The 1,459-nt window shown below is 41.2% G+C and carries 3 protein-coding genes; all 3 read left to right on the top strand.

Translation table 11 applies throughout. The features are described 5' to 3' along the window. Positions 1–527, top strand: a 527-nt coding sequence (locus BMX14_RS16295) for a colicin E3/pyocin S6 family cytotoxin (protein WP_177173202.1), incomplete at its 5' end; no start/stop codon positions are given. After that, positions 524–778, top strand: a complete 255-nt coding sequence (locus BMX14_RS16300) for a DUF7683 domain-containing protein (protein ID WP_092678564.1) — start codon at positions 524–526, stop codon at positions 776–778. The genes BMX14_RS16295 and BMX14_RS16300, both read left to right, overlap by 4 nt. Before the next feature lie 75 nt (positions 779–853). Continuing rightward, positions 854–1,288 carry a DUF6392 family protein gene (locus BMX14_RS16305; RefSeq protein ID WP_306663752.1) on the top strand — a complete coding sequence of 145 codons (435 nt, stop codon included), beginning with the start codon at positions 854–856 and terminating at the stop codon, positions 1,286–1,288. The last annotated feature ends 171 nt before the right edge of the window (positions 1,289–1,459 follow it).

Genomic DNA, 1,459 nt, shown 5'->3' on the forward strand with positions numbered 1-1,459 from the left:
CCTATACGTTTACCACAGAGGAAGAGCCAGGTATTACCCTCATCTGGACGCCCGACAGTGCAGGTGTCAGTGTTCCTGCAAATACAGGTAACCCGAATCCGGTAAGGATACCGAACCCGGTGGTAGTGGATCCGCTGCCGGAAGATAGCGGTATTGAGGCCACAACTAGCCCTGCACCGGAAGAGAAGAATTTTGCGGATTATATTCTTATCTTGCCGCTATCGGATATTCCTCCGATATATGTTTATCTGAATGCTGATCATAAATACTACACGCCGCCGAAAGAAAATCCTCCACTACCTGCTTATCCTGATGCCAAAAAAGCGCAAGCTAAAACACCTCTTAAGGGAGGTGGGAAACTACGTAATCGTTGGAAAGATTCAAAAGGAAAAATCTATGAATGGGATTCACGACACGGTACAGTCGAAATTTATGATCGTTCAGGGCGCAATCATTTAGGCGAGTTTGACCCAATAACAGGTGAGCAAACTAAACCAGCAGATCCGACAAGAAAGGTAGAAAAATGACAATTGTTTATACTATCGATGTATATAGTAAAGTGGATGAGACGTTGCTTCTTGAAATTGAAATCCCAGAGAATAAACTGTCAGATATAGCTGAAATTATGGGGTGGAGTGAAGAGGATAAAAAAGAATTTTCATTAGGAATTGGTGTTTATAATATTAATGAAAACCAAGCGATTAAATTAGAGAGCTTGCTATGTAAAAAATTCTATTCTTCTAATAACGCTCTACAGATTTCAGGCGGCAGTGTCTAATACATTACAAATATCTCTGAGGCAGCACGAAATATCTTGGGTGCTGCTCCATTTTTTCTCAATGGTATTATATAAATGACAATAAATATTGAGGCATTGATCCGTTTCTTAGGTCAAACGTATCACGAAATGATTGTTCAGGGCATTATACCGTATAAAACCAAACCTTCTGGTGAATATGGAGATCCTGACCTTAATCTTGATATGGTCAAAGAGGGCGTATTTCTTTCTTTCAAACGAGATGGAATGACTCTTCAGGAAATAACGTTAAGAATTCAGCGAGATGGCATAAAAGAGTGGATTTTCCCCAATGATTTACCTACGCCACTCAAAGCAGAAATGCCACGACAATGGGTGCATGACACCTTCGGGGAACCAGACAACGCTGCTCCTCCACGTAAGGTAGCAAACAGATCCTTTGGGTGGACTGAACGTTATGCCATAAGGGATTTTCATATACCTATAGCAATGCAAGTCAGTTACGATCTGGACGGAATGGTAAAAAAATAACTTATCTCCCGACTTCAGATCTTCGTTGGTAGATCCTCCCTCTTCCTCACTATAAATCGGTTAGTATTCGACCAGTGTAACGATAAACATGACACGAATAAGGGAATAAAACGTCAATACATTGACGACGTTACCTCGGTAATTTCGGCAGGTACACTCTCTAAGGACAGG

The organism is Rosenbergiella nectarea, from assembly GCF_900111105.1.
GTDB classification, from domain to species: domain Bacteria; phylum Pseudomonadota; class Gammaproteobacteria; order Enterobacterales; family Enterobacteriaceae; genus Rosenbergiella; species Rosenbergiella nectarea.

Excerpts from the sequence above, each read along its gene's own strand:
- BMX14_RS16300 (WP_092678564.1), top strand. The coding sequence starts at position 524 with ATGACAATTGTTTATACTATCGATGTATATAGTAAAGTGGATGAGACG.
- BMX14_RS16305 (WP_306663752.1), top strand. The coding sequence starts at position 854 with ATGACAATAAATATTGAGGCATTGATCCGTTTCTTAGGTCAAACGTAT.